The sequence below is a fragment of the Frankia sp. Hr75.2 genome, assembly GCF_949319125.1.
GTDB classification, from domain to species: Bacteria; Actinomycetota; Actinomycetes; order Frankiales; family Frankiaceae; genus Parafrankia; species Parafrankia soli.
Map to the genome: position 1 here is coordinate 19,562 of NZ_CASGGV010000244.1, position 17,491 is coordinate 37,052.

The 17,491-nt window shown below is 72.3% G+C and carries 11 protein-coding genes; 5 read left to right on the top strand and 6 right to left on the bottom strand.

Translation table 11 applies throughout. From position 1 onward, the window contains the following. The first annotated feature begins 3 nt into the window (after window positions 1-3). From AC559T_RS17240 to AC559T_RS17255, 4 genes are read left to right on the top strand one after another with little or no spacing between them, the layout of a single operon-like run. Window positions 4-1,443: a DUF4910 domain-containing protein gene (locus tag AC559T_RS17240; protein ID WP_498869397.1), complete on the top strand. Its 1,440-nt coding sequence runs from the start codon at window positions 4-6 to the stop codon at window positions 1,441-1,443. Beyond that, complete coding sequence (locus tag AC559T_RS17245; protein ID WP_112108367.1) at window positions 1,440-2,189, top strand: IspD/TarI family cytidylyltransferase; 750 nt, start codon at window positions 1,440-1,442, stop codon at window positions 2,187-2,189. Before AC559T_RS17240 ends, AC559T_RS17245 begins: the two co-directional genes overlap by 4 nt. Then, window positions 2,152-3,078: a phytanoyl-CoA dioxygenase family protein gene (locus tag AC559T_RS17250; RefSeq protein WP_112108366.1), complete on the top strand. Its 927-nt coding sequence runs from the start codon at window positions 2,152-2,154 to the stop codon at window positions 3,076-3,078. Before AC559T_RS17245 ends, AC559T_RS17250 begins: the two co-directional genes overlap by 38 nt. Beyond that, a complete protein-coding gene (locus tag AC559T_RS17255) occupies window positions 3,075-3,935 on the top strand; it encodes an SDR family oxidoreductase (RefSeq protein WP_498869398.1) in 861 nt (286 codons plus the stop codon). Before AC559T_RS17250 ends, AC559T_RS17255 begins: the two co-directional genes overlap by 4 nt. 60 nt (window positions 3,936-3,995) lie before the next feature. Here AC559T_RS17255 and AC559T_RS17260 read toward each other — a convergent pair whose 3' ends face one another. After that, window positions 3,996-5,267: a glycoside hydrolase family 26 protein gene (locus AC559T_RS17260; RefSeq protein ID WP_498869399.1), complete on the bottom strand. Its 1,272-nt coding sequence runs from the start codon at window positions 5,265-5,267 to the stop codon at window positions 3,996-3,998. Window positions 5,268-6,074: 807 nt separating this feature from the next. On the opposite strand from AC559T_RS17260, the gene AC559T_RS17265 reads away from it, so the two are divergent. Further along, window positions 6,075-7,370 (top strand): hypothetical protein, encoded by a 1,296-nt coding sequence (locus tag AC559T_RS17265; RefSeq protein ID WP_498869400.1) that lies wholly within the window; start codon window positions 6,075-6,077, stop codon window positions 7,368-7,370. 693 nt (window positions 7,371-8,063) lie between these two features. On the opposite strand, the gene AC559T_RS17270 is transcribed toward AC559T_RS17265, so the two are convergent. From AC559T_RS17270 to AC559T_RS17290, 5 genes are all read right to left on the bottom strand, one after another. Beyond that, the gene (locus AC559T_RS17270) at window positions 8,064-9,656 is read right to left on the bottom strand and encodes a GumC domain-containing protein (RefSeq protein WP_112105080.1); all 1,593 of its coding nucleotides are present in this window, start codon (window positions 9,654-9,656) and stop codon (window positions 8,064-8,066) included. A 222-nt stretch (window positions 9,657-9,878) separates the two neighbouring features. After that, window positions 9,879-13,091, bottom strand: a complete 3,213-nt coding sequence (locus AC559T_RS17275) for a hypothetical protein (protein ID WP_498869401.1) — start codon at window positions 13,089-13,091, stop codon at window positions 9,879-9,881. Window positions 13,092-13,862: 771 nt separating this feature from the next. Continuing rightward, window positions 13,863-15,146, bottom strand: a complete 1,284-nt coding sequence (locus AC559T_RS17280) for a class I SAM-dependent methyltransferase (RefSeq protein ID WP_071059198.1) — start codon at window positions 15,144-15,146, stop codon at window positions 13,863-13,865. 560 nt (window positions 15,147-15,706) lie between these two features. Continuing rightward, window positions 15,707-16,276: a dTDP-4-dehydrorhamnose 3,5-epimerase family protein gene (locus AC559T_RS17285; protein ID WP_112105078.1), complete on the bottom strand. Its 570-nt coding sequence runs from the start codon at window positions 16,274-16,276 to the stop codon at window positions 15,707-15,709. Further along, window positions 16,273-17,301 carry an NAD-dependent epimerase/dehydratase family protein gene (locus AC559T_RS17290; RefSeq protein WP_368951929.1) on the bottom strand — a complete coding sequence of 343 codons (1,029 nt, stop codon included), beginning with the start codon at window positions 17,299-17,301 and terminating at the stop codon, window positions 16,273-16,275. The genes AC559T_RS17285 and AC559T_RS17290 overlap by 4 nt, the downstream gene beginning before the upstream one ends. Between the last annotated feature and the right edge of the window lie 190 nt (window positions 17,302-17,491).

Here is a 17,491-nt window from a genome sequence, read left to right on the forward strand (position 1 = left end):
CCCATGAGTACCACGCCCCTGAGTACTGCGCCCATGACCACCGCCGGCATCGACGCGGTCGGGCGCCGCCTGCACGACCTGGTCGCCGCCCTCATGCCCCCCATGCGCTCCATCACCGGCAGCGGGGTGCGGGCCACCCTGGACCTCGTGCGCGCGGCGCTGCCCGCGCAGATCCCGTTCACCGTGCACGAGGTGCCGTCGGGCACGCCCGTGCTGGACTGGACGGTCCCGCGGGAGTGGAACGTCGCCGGCGCCCGGCTGGTCGGGCCGGACGGGCGGGTCGTCGTCGACGTCGCCGACAACCCCCTGCACCTGCTCGGCTACAGCACGCCCGTGCGCGCGAGGATGCCGCTGCACGAGCTGCGCCAGCACCTGTACTCGATGCCGGACCGGCCCGACTGGGTCCCCTACCGGACGTCCTACTACAACGACGCGTGGGGCTTCTGCCTCACCGACCGCCAGCTCGCGGCGCTGCCCGACGGCGAGTACCAGGTCGAGATCGACACCTCGCTCACCGACGGGTCGCTGACCTACGGCGAGATCGTGCTGCCCGGGACCACCGACGAGGAGTTCCTCGTCACCACGCACACCTGCCACCCGGCGATGGCCAACGACAACTCCTCCGGCATCGCCGTGGCCGCCGAGCTGGCGTCCGCGCTGGCCGCGCGGGAACGCCGGTTCACCTACCGGCTGCTGTTCATCCCGGGGACGATCGGCTCGATCACCTGGCTGGCCCGCAACCCGGCGGCGGTCGGGCGGATCCGGCACGGCCTGGTGCTCACCGGCCTCGGTGACCGGGGCACGCCGACCTACAAGCGCAGCCGGCGCGGCGACGCGGTCGTCGACCGGGCGGCGGCGCGCGCGCTCGCCGAGACCGGACGTCCGCACCGGGTCGTCGGCTTCTCGCCCTACGGCTACGACGAGCGCCAGTTCTGCTCGCCCGGCTTCGACCTGCCGGTGGGCCGGTTCGGCCGCAGCCAGCACGGCGAGTACCCGGAATACCACACGTCGGCCGACAACATCGACTTCGTGACGCCGGAGTCGCTGGCGGACTCGTTCGCCATCCTGAACCGGACGATGGAGATCTGCGAGGCCGACCGGGTCTGGCGCAACACCTCTCCCTACGGGGAGCCCCAGCTCGGCCGGCGCGGGCTGTACCGCTCGATCGGCGCGACGATGAACCGCGCGTCGATCGAGATGGGCCTGCTGTGGGTGCTCAACCTCGCGGACGGCACCCGCACCCTGCTCGACATCGCCGAGCGGGCCGAGCTGCCGTTCGACGCGGTCGCCAACGCCGCGGACGCGCTGGCCGGCGTCGGCCTGCTCACCGAGGACGGCCCGGCCGTCGACTCGCCCGACACCGCTCCCATCGCCGCTCCCGCCACGGTCGCGCCGCCCGGCACCGTCGCCGCCGCGCCGGAACCCGCGGTAGTGATCAGGTGAGTTCGGCGGAATCGGCTCAACCTGCTCAATCGGCTCCCGGCGGGCCGGCCTGGGCGATCGTGCTGGCGGCCGGTGGCGGCACCCGGTTCGGCGGACCCAAGCAGTTCTCCGACCTGGGCGGGCTCCCGCTCGTGGCGCATCCCGTCCGGGCGGCCGCGGCCGCCTGCGACGGGGTCGTCGTGGTGCTCCCCGCGCCCCTGCTCGACCGGTGGGCTCCGCCGGACGGCGTGCGCGCCATCCCCGGCGGCGCCACCCGCGCCGAGTCCGTCCGGGCCGGGCTGGCCGCCGTCCCGGCCGAGGCCGGGGTGATCGTGGTGACCGACGCCGCGCACCCGCTGGCCACCGCCGCGCTGTACCGCTCGGTCGTCGCGGCGGTGCGTGCGGGCGCGGACGGCGCCGTGCCCGGCCTGCCGCTCACCGAGGTCGTCAAGGGGGTCCTGGCCAGCGGCCCGGACCTCGTCACCGGGGCCTCGCTGGCGCGCGAGACGCACCGGCTGGTACAGACCCCGCACGCCTTCCGTGCCGCCGCCCTGCGCGCCGCGCACGCGGGCGCGGTCGAGGCCGTGGAGGACTCCGCCATGGTCGCCGACGCCGGCGGACGGGTGGTCGTGCTCCCGGGCGAGCCGGCCAACATCCACGTCACGACGCCGGAAGAGCTCGAGATCGCCCGGCTGCTTCTCATCCACGTCCAGAGCGAGGGGGAACCCGATGAGCACGGTGCTGCTCGACTCAGCGCTGTCCGATGACGAAAGGCGCGCCAAGCTGTACGCGGGCGAGCTGTTCGTCTACTCGCCGCGGCCCAGCACCACGGCATTCGTCGAGTTCACCCGCGAGCTGATCCGGGACGCCTTCGGTGACCTGGACCCCGAGACGGCGCAGCACCACATGCCCGTCGAGGAGTACGCCGCCCTGCTCGCCGACCTGAAGCCGCGTTTCATCCACCACCCGACCTGCAAGGAACTCCTGCCGGCGATGCTCGCCGAGCTGGGCTGCGACATCAGCAAGACCTACTTCGACGTCCCGCGGCTGCGGACGTCCACCAGCGACGACTACCTGACCTCGGGTATCGCCTACGCCTTCCACCCGCACCGTGACACCTGGTACTCGGCGCCGTTCTGCCAGCTCAACTGGTGGATGCCGATCTTCGACATCGTCCCGGAGAACGGGCTGGCCTTCCATCCCCGCTATTTCACGCAGGGAGTCAGGAACAGCTCGCGCACCTACAACTACTACGAGTGGAACAAGACGAACCGCGCGTCGGCCGCCAAGCACATCAAGACCGACACGCGCGTGCAGCCGAAGCCCGAGGAGGAGGTCGAGATCTTCCCGCAGACGCGGGTCGTCGCCCCTCCCGGCGGAATGCTGGTCTTCTCCGGCAACCAGCTCCACTCCTCGGTGCCGAACACCTCCGGCCGCACCCGGTTCAGCATCGACTTCCGCACCGTGCACTACGACGACGTGGTGAACCACGTGGGCTCGGTGAACGTCGACTCCGAGTGCACCGGCACGACGATGCGCGACTACCTGCGCGGCACCGACCTCAGCCGCATCCCCGAGGACATCTGCCTCAGCTACGACACCGCTCCCCCGCTGCCGGACGCGATCCTCGTCTACGAACCCCAGACCACCGCGTGACAGCCGCCGACAAGGACACAGTCCCGCCGGCGGGCCGGGTGGCCGGCGCGGCCGGGAACACGCGCCTGCCGGCCGGCCGGGTCGCGGTGGTCACGGGCGCGTCGAGCGGCATCGGTCGCGCCGTCGCCGCCCGCCTGGCCGCGGACGGCGCGACCGTGCTGGCCCTCGGCCGCGACCAGGCCCGCCTGGACGCCCTGGCCAAGGAGGCCGGCGTGGCCACGACAGACGGCGCGGCCTCCGGCGCCGGGACGCTCGTGCCGGTGCGCCTGGACCTGACCGACACCGCAGCGGTGGACCGGTTCGCCGCGGACACCGCCAGCCGGTACGGCCGGGTGCACCTCCTCGTCCACAGCGCGGGGGGCTACCTCACCTCCCGGGTCGAGGACGCCTCCGTCGACGACTTCGACACCCAGTACGCCGCGAACGTCCGCGGCCCGTTCGCCCTCACCCAGCGCCTGCTCCCCGCCCTGCGCGCGGCGGCATCGGAAAGCGCGCCCGAGACGTCGGGCGCGGCGGAGGAGCCGGGCGCCGACGTGATCGTCATGAACTCGTCGCAGGGGGTCCGGGCGGGTGCCGGCACCAGCCAGTTCGCGGCCACCCAGCACGCGATGCGGGCGGTCGCGGACAGCCTGCGCCAGGAGGTCAACGCCGACGGCATCCGGGTGGTGACCCTCCACCTCGGCCGGACGGCGACGCCCCGCCAGGAGACCATTTTCCTGCGCGAGGGCCGGCCCTACCGGCCCGAGCTGCTGATCCAGGCCGACGATGTGGCGGACCTGGTCACCTACCTGACCCGCCTCCCGCGCACCGCCGAGATCACCGAACTACACCTGCGCCCCGCCAAGAAGAGCTACTGACCCGATCCCCGGAGGCCGGACCGGCTCCGCCCCGGCTGAGCCGCGGGGCGGAGCGGGTGGTCAGGAGGAGCCGGGGTCCCCGGTCAGCGGAGCGGCTCCGGCCGGGGTCGAGGTCCCGGCGCCGGCCTGCGCGGCGCTCACCCGCGGCCCGAACAGCTCGAGATAACGCTTGGCGCTCTCCGGGTTCGCGGTCGGGTTGTGCAGCGACGAGCCGACGTTCTCGGTCTCGGCCGGTGAGGCGCTGTAGTAGCCCTCGTAGGCCAGGATGTCGCGGTTGGCGACGAACAGCTCGTACATCTTCTCCACGTAGAACGGGTTGTCGCCGCCGCCGCCCGTGGAGCGGACCAGGCCCCACTCGGGGACGGCGAACTGCTTGCCGCGCTCGCGTGCGGCCGCCGCCACCGAGCACGCGCCGGAGGCCCGGTTGCACTGGTTGTTGAAGATCTTCTGCGTGGCCGACGCCGGGTAGGAGTCGTAGGCGTCGATGCTGATGATGTCGACGACGTCGTCGCCGGGGTAGGCGTCCCAGACGTTGTCGCCGTTGGGCATGGTGTCCCGGTGCGCGGTCATGTTCCAGTCGATCCTCACCTGGGGGTCGGTCGACCGCATCGCGGCGACCGCCCGCCGGAAGCAGGTCTTCCAGGCCACGGTGTCGCGAGGATGCCACCAGAACCAGTCGCCGTTGAACTCCCAGCCGAGGCGGACGATCGCGTCCGGCCGCTCGTTACGGATCATCGTGGTGCCGAAGTCGCGCCAGTGGCTGTCATAGTCCCCGCGGGCGCACGCCGCCTCACTGCCGCTCTGCGGGAACAGCGGCTGGGCGACGGAGAGCTTGCCCGGGTAGGTCCCGGGGCGGAAGTCGGACATCGGCCAGTCGGCCTGGGTGATGGTCTGCCAGTTCGTTCGGGCGGTGAAGACCATCGCGATGTCGGTGGGCCGGCCGATCCACTTCTCCCAGCCGGCGAGGTCGTTCGGCGGGTTGGCGTTCGCGCCGGAGACCCAGCTCACGCCGCCGGTGGTCGGATGCGTGGTCGGGGGCTCGTCCTCCCCACCGGTCAGCACGACGATCCCGACCGCCAGCAGGACCACGGCCATCGCCGCGCCGATGCCCCCGAGCAGCAGGACGCGGCGCCGACGCCCCGGCTGGCCGCCGGCGGGACCCGCCGCCCACTTGGAGCGAGGGCCGCGACGGCCGCCTGCCCGCGGCGACCCGGATGCCTGGACGTCGCCGGCGTGCTGGGCGTCACCGGCGTGGTCGTCGGACGAGTCCCGCGGTGGCCCCTCGCCGGACGAAGAACCTGGGTCGCCGGCATCCCCACGGCGATGTTCCACGCCCCCACCTCCGTCGACGACGCGCCGCCCGCGCCCTGGTGACTGTCTGATGACGTGCGGTCGACGGAGCACCGCAGTGACCGCGATCCCGGTCGTGCTCCGCCCTGGCCACGCCCGCGCCGACGTGGCCACACCGACCTGGCCGTATCCGGCCCGCCGCTAGGCCTGCTCGCTCGCCTCCCGACGAACGGGCGGCACCTGTACCCCGAGGCGATCGGCTCGACCAACGGGCCGGTCACGTCATCGGAGACGTCCGTTTCCTGCCCCCCTGACCGCCCAACGGGGTGCGAGCTCGACCGGTTCCCCGGCGAGGTACGCATCATGGTCAGTTCCTTGCGCCTCTTGCTACTCGCACATTATTCACAGGACCGCTAGATCAATACGACACGCTCCCCCGCAACCACCTGTCGTAACCATGACGCCACGTGAGGTTTACTAACGATACCCGGTGGAGTAGGGCCCGAGCGGCCCACCCGAGAGGGCAATCCGCCCACGGATACACTGTCGCCCCGAGCCGACACCAGACCCTCGGGTGGAAGAACCCCGCCGACCACTGACCCTCCGTCCGCACCCCCGCATGAACCCGGGTCGGACCAACCGGTGGTGTACCGACCAACGGGGTGGGGCCGACCGGCCCCGAGGCGGCCCGGCAGTGCGAGAGCGACCGGCCGTACCCGGTGGACGACGGTGTTGACGCGGTCGTCCCGACCGGGGACGACGGCGCGGGCGAGACATCCGACGCGGCAGAAACGGGGGCGGGAACTGGTGGTCACCACCACCCTCACCACGAGGATTCCACGCTCGTGGGTGATCCCCACCTCGGAGGCCGCCGACCGGCGCCCGGAGAACGCGCGGATCCTCAACACCCTGACGGTCCTGCTGTTCTGCAACATCTTCCTGCAAAGGCTCGCCATCCCCGTGGCGGGCGCCCAGCTCCAGCTCATCCTGCCGATCACCATCGTCGGCGTGATCGTGATGATGAGCCGCGGCGACATCCAGGTGAACGTCGGCCGCCTGCGCGCCTACCTGCTCGCCATGACCGCCTGTTGCGCGGCCGGCCTGGTGTCCTTTCTACGCGAGCTCGACGACACGGCCCTCACCTCACTCATCCTGCTTTTCGGCACCTACATCCCGCTGTGCTTCGGGCTCGCCCCCGCCGACTCGCGCGCGCTGTTCCCCAAGCTGCTCGACCGGTTCGTGAACCTCACGACGATCCTCGCCGGGGTCGCGCTGTTCCAGTTCGCCATCCAGCTCGTGGGCTGGCAGTACACCGACGTCCTGAGCGTCATCCCGGCCGACTTCCGGATGCACGGGTTCAACACCAGCTACCCCGTCCAGTACGGATCGAGTCTCTACAAGTCGAACGCCTTCATCTGCCTCGAGCCGTCCTTCTGCTCGCAGTTCCTCGGGTTCGGCATCGTCGTCTGTGTCCTGCGCAGCGGCAGCTGGTGGCGCTACGTGATGTACGTGCTCGCCCTGCTATCCACGGTCTCGGGTACCGGGGTCCTGCTGCTGGCCGCCGCCCTGGTGCTGCTGTCGGTACACAAGGGCGCCCGGTTCGCCACGACGGCGCTGGTCGGCGTGAGCATCGTCGTCCTCATCCTGAGCTTCACCCCGGCGGCCGATATCTTCGCCCAACGGGCGACCGAGACATCGTCGAACAACTCCAGCGGAAGCCTGCGGTTCGTCCAGCCCTATACCCGCACCTGGGAGGCGCTGGACAAGGATCCACTGACGGTCCTGTTCGGCTCCGGCCCCGGATTCGCCGACCGGGACGCCGCGGCCTTCTACCTGAAGACCAGCCTGCCGCTGAACTACGCCCTCCTCCCGAAGCTGGTACTGGAGTACGGCGTGATCGGGACGGTGGCGTTCCTGGCGTTCGTCATGGCCATGTTCGTACGCGGTTCGCCGTCGTTCGTATTGTCCGGGTCGGTCATCGTCTTCTACAGCATTCTGTCCGGTGGTCTACTGAGCCCGGTGGTCACCGCGCTCGGCATGCTGCTGGTCTCGTGGTTCACCGCCACGCCGGAGGACGAACGCTGGAGTCGAAGCCGGGAGAGCCCCCCGGCCGATCCCAGCTCACCACCCCGCCCGGTCGTCTGACACCGGCCCAGCGCTCCGCCTGAAGCCCTGCAGGGGCATCTCCTAGCACTGCGACAGCATCCGGGTGTGTCCTCGTCGTTGGCGGAGCGCCAAGATCGGCTGCGGTTCGGGGTGGTCGCGGTCTGAGCACGTTCCGGTTCCACGGAACACCAGGATCGACTGCGGCTCGTGGCGGCCGCGCCATCCGAGCCGGCAACGGGCAGAGGGGTGCTGGGGACCACGAAGAAGGCCGGAAGCGATAGATATTCACCCGTTTCCGCGCATGGCCCGCGCGGCCCCAGCCCTGGGCCTACGCTGCCCAGCCCCGCGCCCCGGCCCCGTGCCCCAGCCCCGGGTCAGCGCCGCCCAGGCCCGGCCGGCCCGTGCCTGCGCTGCCCCGACACCTACCCCCGCCGGCCCGCCCCCGCCGGCCTGAGCACGATCGTTTCGGGCGCGCGTATCTCCCCAGCCCGGACCGGCGGGTTCCCGGGCGGAAACAGCGAGGGGCGGGCCGGCCGGGACTCTGCCAAATCCCGGCCAACCCGCCCCTCATTCGGTGCGGTCCAGCATCCCCGCCGCCCGTGGGTCCCGGGCCTTGGGGGGTGGTGCCTCTTGCCGTGCCTGGCGGGGCCTGACCGCCGCCCGTCCTTCGTACCTCGGGGCGGCGGCCGGCCTCTGTGGTGTTTGTGTTGCCTGCTGCCGTCAGTGCCTGACTCAGCGCTTCGCGGGACGCGCGTAGCGGTCCGTCGCCTCGGTGTCACGGGGGGCGCGGCTGGCCGCCTCGCCGCCCACCGGTGAGGCCGAGGTGATCGACTCGACCGCGGCCTGCGGCGAGCCGCGCCCGCCACCCGCGTTGCGTCGCACCGCCGTGCGGCCGTCGTGCACGACACCCACGACCCGCTCGGCCAGGGCCGGCCAGTCGCGCGGCACCTGCTCGAGCTCCTTGAGGTTGGTGTCGGGCGAGGTGATGACGACGACGGCGTCCGCCTGGATCGCCGAGGCGGCGGTCATCGGCAGGTCCGCGAGCGCGGCGGTGACGAGGATGACGAGGTCCACCACAGGCGCGCGGTCGGCCAGGATGGGCGCGAGGCCCCCCGGGCGGGCGGCCCGGGCCGGCGAGACCCGGTTGTAGAGGATGTGGCCGCGGCCCGTCCCCGAGGAGCGGGCCAGGCAGGTCGGCTCGTGCGCCCAGCGGGGCAGCTCGGCCGAGGTGGGCCGGGGCAGCCCCTCCAGCGACGCGCGGACCTCCGACTGCGCCGAGGTGTCGAGGATCAGCACCACGCCCTGGTCGTCCGACCAGGCGGCGGCGACGGCGGCGACCAGCTCGGAGCTGAGGTCCGTCCGGGATGCCGGGGTGAAGGCCACCACCTTGCTGGTGGGTGACATCACCGCCGACATGGCCGATACCAGTGTCTCCGCCGCGTTCGCGCTCGTCCGGCTCGCCGGCAGGTCCGCGATGAGCGGCACGCCCATCAGGTCCGCCGAGTTGTGCGGGTCGAGGATGGTCGGGCGGCGCTGGTACATGATCCAGAGCCCGGCCGCGGAACCGAACAGGCCGAGCAGCGCGGCGACGAGGACGTTACGGAACAGGCTCGGCGCGACCTGACCCTCCGACCGCGACGGTTCGGCGAGCCGGATCGTGGTGGGCGCCGCGGCGACGTTCACACCGGCCTCGGTGATCCGGGTGTTGAGCGCCTTCACCTCGTCCTGGAGCACGAGACGCTGGTTCGTCAGCCCGGGGTCCGATGCCCCGCCTTCCTGGGTCTGGGCCTGCTGGTCGAGGCCCTGGAGCTGGGTTGCCTTCTCGTTCCGGATCCTGGTGAGCGTGTCGACCAACGTCTCGTCACCGGAGCCGGACTTCCCGAGCTGGGAGGTGTAGGCGGCCGTCGCGGCGTTGACGAAGTCGATCGCGGCCTGCTCGCTGGTGCCGGTACCGGTGATCGTGAAGAAGTACCCCTCGTCCGACGGGGTCGTCGTCAGGCGGTCCGCGACGTCAGCCCGGGTGATCTTCAGCTTGGCGGCGATCTCGTCCAGAGTCGCTGTCGAGGTCGCGAGCTGGGCCTGGGTCTGCACGAAGCGGCCCGCGTCGACCGAGTTCGCGCCAAGGGTCTGGTCCGAGGTGTCCAGGAAGATGCGCGAGCTCGCCTGGAACGTCGCCGCCTGCTGCTTGGATATGATCATCGCCAGCGCGGCCAGGATGACCACCGAGATGGCGATCACCATCCACCGCGGCTTGAGGATGCGGATCAGCGACGGGGCAGATGGGGCCCGGCCGGACTCCGTGCCCTGCTGAGAGGAGCGGCTCATGCGGCGCCCGCCTCAGGGCGCCAGGCGCGTGGCGAGGTGCCGGTCAGCCGCAGCTGGGCGAACGCTGACGCAAGCCCTTTGGGCGGCAGGTGAAGCGGAGTCAATTTGGGCCCCCCACAGGAGCGTCCGGCCCGGTCATCGGACCACGGCCAAGATCTGACGGAACCGATTTGTGAGCATAGCCGATAGCGCAAAGTAAGCGACTCATAGCGTGAGCGCAGGCTAGCGGCCAGGGTTTCGCCCGCCGCCTCGCGGTCCGTCGGCACCGCCGCGCTGTTCCGGTTCGAGCAGGTCCAGCGGCTCAGGATCATTGCGGTCCCGCTCGCCGGCCTGCGGCGACACCTCAACGGAGCTTCCGCGCGGGGGCGGGCCCTGCAGAACCGTGGTCCGCTCGACGTCCTCCTGCGCCGCCCCACCGGAGCCCGCGCCGCCGCGCGCGGGGGTTCCGTGCGCCTCGCCGCCGTGTGCCGGCCTGACATGTACCGCCTCGCCGCGGCTCGGACGACCGGATGGTGGTGGCGGCGCGAGCGCGGGCAGCCTCGACACCTGGGCCCGTTCCCGGCCGGGGCCCTCCCGTCCGGAGGGCTCGACGACCCGCACGTTCCCGGCCGGCAGGACGGCCCGGTCGGACATCCCGGTGTGATCGAACCTCTCGGCCCGGTCGGACGTCGCGATCTCCTCGAACGTCTCGGTCTGTTCGGGCGCCCCGACCTGGACGGACATCTCGGCCGCGTCGCGGGCGTCCGGTCGTCCGCGTGCGTGTTCGCGGACGATCCGGCGCAGCAGGATCCACCAGACCGGGGCGATGCCCCAGAACACGAGGTTGTACCCGATGACCGCGCCCGTGGCGTCCGCGAGCAGCAGGCCGAGAATCGGGAAGGCGAAGAGCATCGGCGCCATGGACAGGTTGATCCGGAACGTGATCTTGGTTCGGCCGAGCGCGTACATGATGCAGGCCGGCCCGGTCGGCAGCGCCGTCCCCGCGTAGTGGAACGCGGAGTACACGAGGATGTGGTGCGCCCCGGGCCAGGTGTCACCGAGCAGCGTTTCCCCGATGGCCGGGAATGCGATGAACAGCAGGCTCCACAGGCCGCCGACGCCGACCACGATCACCGTGAGCAGCACCGCCGCGCGCTCGCGCGCCCGCACGGACATGTCGATGCGGCGGGAGAGCTCCGGCACCGCGAAGCTGACGATGCCCACGCCGATGACGGTGGTCGGGCCGAGCAGCGTCCGCACGCCGTTCAGCGCCCCGATCGTCTCCTTGGAGCTGAGCAGCCCGATCAGCAGCATCGACGCCTGCAGCGCGCCCTGGACGGTGACGAACTCGGCCGCGAGGTTGGCCGCGTTGGCCCGGTTCTCCCGGACCCAGGTCAGCGCCCGCGACGGCGCCGGCCACAGACCGGCCTGCGCGACCCCCAGCAGCGCCGCGACCAGCGCGGAGATGCCCCAGGCGAGCAGCATCGGCGGCGAGGCCGTCACGCCCCGCTCGATGAGCACCGTCAGCCCGACCACCTGCACCAGGGCCCAGGCGACATCGTTCAGGAACGCGCCGAGGGGTTTGCCCATCGCGAAGAACACGTAGCGCCAGGCGTCCTGGAGCAGCAGGCCGGGCAGGACGAAGCCCACCACGACGAGGGCGGAGCCGACCGACCCACCGGCGACGGCCCCCACGCCGACGAGCACGATCCCCAGCAGTCCACCGAAGACCAGGCACGCTCCGGTGGCGGACGCGGCCGCGTACCGGAACTCGGACACCGACTTGCCCGAGTACGAGATCCCCAGCGGCAGGCAGCCACCCGCCCGGGAGATCCCGATGATCACCGAGAAGATGATGTAGGCGATCGCGAACGAACCGTACTCGGACGAGCTCACCTGCCGGGCGATCAGGAGCGAGACGGCGGCGTTGGTGGCGCTGGAGACACCCTGGTCGGCGAGGGTCCAGATCGCCTTCGCCTTCGTCGACCCGCCGCCTACGACGGCCTCCTCGGCGGCGGCCGGCCCGGTGCCCGGACGCTGCTCGGCCACCTCCAGCGCCCCGGTGCCGGAACCTCCGCCGCGTGCGTGGCGCGCCCGGCCGGGCCGGGCGGTTCCGTCCACCGGGTCGCCCTCGCCCGCGGCCGCTCCGGCCGCGCTCCCGGAGCTGGCCGGGCCGGCCCACCGGCCACCAGCCTGCCCTGGCCCCGTTCCGGCCCCCGAGCGCCGCATGACCTGCGTGCTCGCGGCGTCGGACTCCGGCCGGTTACGGCCGTAGAGACGCGGGATGTAGTCCGTCTGGTCGACGGCGGCGGCACCGTCCTCCATCTCCAGCCGGCGCCGCAGCGACGACAGGTCGATGGTGTCGGTGAACGCGTTGATGAAGTGGATGTCGGGGTTGCGGGCCGCGCCCTGCCGCCCGCGGCGCCCGCCACGGCCCTGCCCACCACGGCCCTGCCGGCCGCGGCCATCGCCGGCCCGGCTGGTCAGCGCGGTCTGGTCCGATCCGGCCGCGGCGCCGCCGCCCCGGCCCGGTGGGCGCGGCTCCCGTCGCCCCGTCGCCGACCATCCGCGCCCCGATCGTCGCGCGTCCCCCGCTCCGGCCGCGCCGACAGGGCCGGCAGGGCCGGCCGCGCCAGCAGGGCGCCCCTCGGGAGGCGCTCCCGCGGAACGCGGTGCGGCGGGCGGCGGCGGGGCCTGACGCTGATCCGCTGGCGACTGCCCGGCGGGCGACTGCCCGCCAGGCGAGTGGGCGCCAGACGAGTGGGCGCCAGACGAGTGGGCGGTCGGGGCCTGGGTGGCTGAGGGCGGTGTGGATGGGAGCTGGGTCGCCGGCGGGGGTGCGGCGGCACTCGGGCCGGCGACGTCGACCCGCATGAAGTCATCGCCCCGCCGGCCCGCCGGCGGCAGGCCGGGCGACGAGGTCCGCGGTGGTGACGTCCGTGGTGGTGGGGTCTGCGGTGATGGGGTCTGCGCCGGCCCGGCGCCGGGCGGCGGGGTGCCGGCCGGGCGCCCCGGCAGTGGCGTGCCCACCGTGAAGCCGCTCGGCGGAGCGGGCCTCGGCGTGGGCTGACGGGCCACGCCTCCCGGCGGAGGCGGTGCCTGCGGCCCGGTGGTACCCATGCGGACGGTGGTCTCGGGCGGAACCCATCCGCCGGACGGGGGCGCCCCGCCCGCCCGTTGCGCGGCACCCCGCTCGCCCTGTCCCGGCTGGTCGTGCCGGGCAGCAGGGTCGGTCGGGGTGCCGCCGGGGGCGGGCGTGTTGCCGGTGGAATGCCGGGGCATGGGGGTCCAGCCCGGCGGCGGCGTCAGCGCACGCGCCGCGCCCTGGTTCGGCGGCGTCCCGTCCGGCGGCCGGACGCCCGGCAGGGGCGTACCGCCCGGGCGGGGGGTGTAGCCGGGCGGCGGCGTGCGCCCGGGCGGCGGCGCCTGCCCGGGAGACGTGTAGCCGGAAGGCACGTGCCCTGCCGGTGTGTGACCGGGAGGCGCCTGCCCGGCCGGTGGGGTGTTCCCCGGGGCTGGCGTGCGGCCCGGGGGCGGAGTACGGCCCACCTCCGGCCGGTAGCCCGCTTCCGCCCGATGGCCCGGCTCCTGCCGACGGTCCGGGAGCGGCGTCCGGCCTGGAGGCGGAGTGTGCCCTGGAGGCGGAGTGCGACCCGGGGGCGGAGTGTGACCAGCCTCGGGCCGGTATCCCGGGAGCGGAGTGCGACCGGGGGGTGGGGTGCGGCCGTCCCGGTAGCCGGATCGGCCCTCCACCACGAACGGCTCGGGAACCGGCCGATGCTGCTCCGGCCCCCCGCGCGGATCAGTTCCAGTCCGCCCGTCAGCACCACCCCACTGGTCAGCACCACCGCGGGGATCGGTGGCGCCCCGCGGATCGGGCGTGCCCGGCAGGACGATCCGCGGCAGCGGAGTGTCGACGTGGACCTCCTGCTGCCGGGGATCGGTCGCGCCAGGCCGGGGCTGGGGCTCGTCGTTCCGGCCGGTCGGCCCGGTGCGCGGCTGACGCGGGGCGCGCGGCACGTACTGCGTGGTGTCGGCGTCGCCGGCGGGCGGCTCGGGCGGGAGGTCCGCGTCGTCCGCGCCGGCTGCCCTCGGCTCCATACCGAGATCGGTCACGCCCGACACCCCGTCCCGCCCGGGACGTCGAGGATGTCCGGGCCGCGGGGTGCTGGGCGCAGCCGGGGGGCTGCCGACGCTGATGTCATCGCTTCGTTGGGTTGGGCTCTCCTAGAGCACGACCGGACGGGGCACGGGTACGACGAAGCGGCCGCCCCGAGAGGCGTACTCCTCCTGCTGGGCCATGATCTCCTTCTTCACGTTCCACGCGAGCAGCAGCAGGTAGTCGGGCTGGCGCTCAAGCAGCACGGCCGGGTCGAGGATCGGGATCCGCGCGCCCGGGATGTACTTGCCCTGCTTGTGCACGTTCCGGTCGACGACGAAGTCGATCAGCGTGTGGTCGATGCCGGTCGAGTTCAGCAGGGTGGCGCCCTTGGCCGCCGCGCCGTAGGCCGCGATGGACTTCCCCTCGGCCTTCAGCGAGCGCAGCAGCTCGGTCAGCTCGCCCTGCAGCACGCGGACGTCGTCGCCGAAGCTGCCGTAGCGCTCGAACGTCCCGAGGCCGGCGGCGCGCTCCGCGTCCAGGACGGCCTTCACCGACCCGGTCGGCTCGGCGGCGCCCTGGTGCTGCATCCGCCAGCGCAGCGTCCCGCCGTGCAGGTCCGCGAACTCCTCGACGCCGACGAGCTGCAGGTCGTGGCGGCGCATGAGGGCGTCCACCGCGATCGTGGAGAAGTAGCAGAAGTGCTCGTGGTAGACGGTGTCGAACTCGTTGTGCGCCAGCAGCGCGCCGACCCCGGGGTTCTCGACGTCGACGATCCCGTCGTCGGCGAGCAGGATCGAGAAGCCCTCGACGAAGCTGTTGAGGTCGGGGACGTGCGCCATCACGTTGTTGGCGATGATGACGTCCGCCCGCAGGCCCTCGGCGACGAGCGTACGGGCGAGGTCGGCCCCGAAGAACTCCTCGCGGGTGGGCACGCCCGCCTTGCGCGCGGCGGCGGCCGGGCCGGGGGTCGGCTCGATGCCCAGCACCGGTATGCCGCGTTCGACGAACGCCTTGAGCAGGTAGCCGTCGTTGCTGGCGACCTCGACGACCAGGCTCTCCGGGCCGAGGTTGCGGCTCGCGATCAGGTCGATCACGTGCTTCTCGGAGTGCCGGACGAGCATGTCGGAGAACGACGAGAAGTACGGGTAGTCGGCGTCGAAGATCTCGTCGGCGGGGAGCACGTGGGTCAGCTGGACGAGCGCGCACTGCTCGCAGAAGCCGACCTCCAGCGGGAAGGCCGGGTCCACGGCGTCGAGGGCGTCCGCCTTCACGAGCCGGTTCGCGACAGGGGTGTCACCCAGCGACAGGAAGACACGCGGGGCGGGCCCGTCACACGATCGGCAGGCGGTGACCGGGGCGGCGACGCCTCCCGCGGCCGGGCTTCCTTCTGCTGAGGTTCCGGATGACATGCGTTCCCCTGTTCGAGGTGACCGGCGCGCGGTGACCGGTGAGCGGCGGTTCAGCTGGCGGCACTTCAGCTGGCTGTACTTCGGCTGACAACAGTTCGGGCTGCGGCCGGATCGGATCTAATGTGGCCTCGGTCGAGATGATGACGATGTCGGCGTGACGGCCGTCAGCCGCCTCCGGTCGACCGGTCACGGACCACCGACCCACCGACGACCGCGTCCGACCAGATCACCATGACGGGCGTGCGAACAGATCGATTTCCAGGTGGTCCGCTCGTACCCGTCCGGCCGTCCCGAACCACCCCCACATTACTCAGCGTTGCGAACAAACACGCCAGGTGCTGGATTCGGCCGCTTTCGCCGTCTCCTCCACGCTTCCCGCCTCGTGCCCGGGATGCCACCCCGACAGGCGCACATCACGGTGACGTGAGTGTCACACACGCACGGAGTTGACCTGACGCAAGCACGCCGGGCATCCCCACCCCGGGAAACCGGCCTGCCCAGCGGGCATGGCCGTTGCCGACGGGCCCGGGACGCGGATCCGGCAAACCGGATCCCCCCGTTCAGGTCTGGCCGAGCTGGATGAGCTCGTCACCCGGGGCGCCGGCGGGCAGCAGCGGCCAGCCGCGGTCCTTCTCCGAGATCACCGAGACGGGCAGCGGCCAGGCGATCCCGAGCCGGGGGTCGTCGAAACGGAGACCACGATCATGCCCCGGAGTGAACGGGACGTTCATCTGGTATGTGGCCTCGGTGTCGTCCACCAGGGTCTGGTAGCCGTGCGCGAGCCCGGCGGCGATGAACAACGCCCGGTGGTTGTCCGCGGTCAGCTCCACGGCCACGTGCTCCAGGTAGGTCGCCGAGCCGGGCCGCGAGTCGACGATGACGTCCAGCAGGGCGCCGCGGGTGCAGCGGACCAGCTTGGTCTCGCGCACCGGCTCGCCGGCCCAGTGCAGGCCGCGGATCGTCCCGGCACGGCGGTTGTAGGCGACGCTGCACTGCGCGACGGCGACCTCCAGCCCGGCGGCGGCGAACTCCTCCTGGCAGAAGGTGCGCGCGAACAGGCCGCGGTCGTCCGAGAACGCCTCGACGTCGACGATCGTCACGCCGTCGACGGCGGTGGGCGTGAGCTTCACCGGGCGGTCCAGAACAGCTCGGCGTCTACCTGGCCGGTGCCGATCAGGTACTGCAGCTGCTTGAGCCGGGTGTGCCCGCGGCCGGTGAACGTCTCGGTGTCGAGCTGGATGCGGCTGAACACCTCGTGGAGCTGCTCGGCTCCCTTGTGCGCGTCCCAGTCGCAGGAGAAGCCCGGGAGCTGGGAGGCGATCTTGTCGAACGACACCCGGTAGCTGCGGTTGTCCCCGCCGTTGTCGCCGAAGCTCAGCTTGCAGCCGGTGAAGACGGTGGCGACCGCGTCCGCGATCTCCTTCACCTGGTAGTTCTGCGCGCTGTCACCCACGTTGAAGATCTCGTTGTGGACGGCGTCGCGCGGCGCGGCGAGCACGCACCGGATCGCCTTGGCTATGTCCAGGCCGTGCACCAGCGGGCGCCACGGGGTGCCGTCCGAGGTCATCGCGATCTCGTTCGTGGTCCAGGCGACCCCGGCCAGGTTGTTCAGCACGATGTCGAACCGCATCCGCGGCGAGGCGCCGTACGCGGTGGCGTTGCGCAGGAACGTCGGCGAGAAGGTGTCGTCGGCCAGCGGCGCGACGTCCCGCTCGACGTAGACCTTGCACTCGGCGTACGGCGTCTGCGGGTCGACCGGCGAGGTCTCGGTCACGTCCTCACCCGTCGCGACGCCGTAGACGCTGCACGAGGACATGTAGACGAACCGCTGGACGCCGGCCTGCTTCGCCAGCTTCGCGAGCCGCACGGACCCCTGATGGTTCACCTTGTAGGTCACGTCGGGCGCCAGCGCGCCCAGCGGGTCGTTCGACAGCTCCGCCATGTGCACGACCGCGTCGACGCCCGCGAAGTCCTCGACTGTGAGGTCGCGCAGGTCCTTGTCGATCGTGTACGGGACACGGTCCGTGCCGCGGTAGAGCCAGCCGTACTTGTAGTAGCCGGTGTCCACCCCGACCACCTCGTGGCCGTCGCGCAGCAGCTCCGGGGCAAGCAGGCAGCCCAGGTAGCCCTCCGTGCCGGTGACGAGCACCTTCATCCGAGAGTCCTCCCGATCTCGACGAGGGCACGCGGGGTTCGACGACGGCCCTGCGCTCCGACCACAGAAGGTACCGAGAGGGCCGGAGGCGCCCGCCAGTGACGCCCCACTGTGCTCCTGTCCGTCTGACGACGAACACTCTGCGCATACCGGAGGCCCACCGGCCATTCCCCGCCGAGGCCGCCGACCC